The sequence below is a fragment of the Citrobacter sp. TBCS-14 genome (assembly GCF_005280805.1).
GTDB lineage: Bacteria > Pseudomonadota > Gammaproteobacteria > Enterobacterales > Enterobacteriaceae > Citrobacter > Citrobacter gillenii.
The window spans coordinates 1-266 of record NZ_SZWM01000244.1 but is presented as its reverse complement, the minus strand read 5'-3'; the positions used below and the strand labels follow the sequence as shown (position 1 = coordinate 266).

The 266-nt window shown below is 60.9% G+C and carries 1 protein-coding gene; it reads left to right on the top strand.

The features are described 5' to 3' along the window. The coding region (locus FDX22_RS12290) for a hypothetical protein (protein WP_146717264.1) at positions 1-266 on the top strand (266 nt) is incomplete at both ends.

Sequence of the window (266 nt, the reverse complement as noted above, 5' to 3'; positions counted from 1 at the left end):
ACGACGCCTCAATACCGCTGTCGCGCATCACACCGCTGCTGGTGGGCATTGTGACCCGCACGACCTATCTGGAGCTGCTGAGTGAATTCCCGGGAGCGCTTAAGCACCTGATTTCGCTCTGTGCCGCCTCGCCGATGATTGCCAGCCAGCTGGCGCGGTATCCGCTGTTGCTCGATGAACTGCTGGATCCGAACACCCTGTATCAACCCACCGCGACGGATGCCTACCGCGATGAGCTGCGCCAGTATTTGCTGCGCGTACCGGAA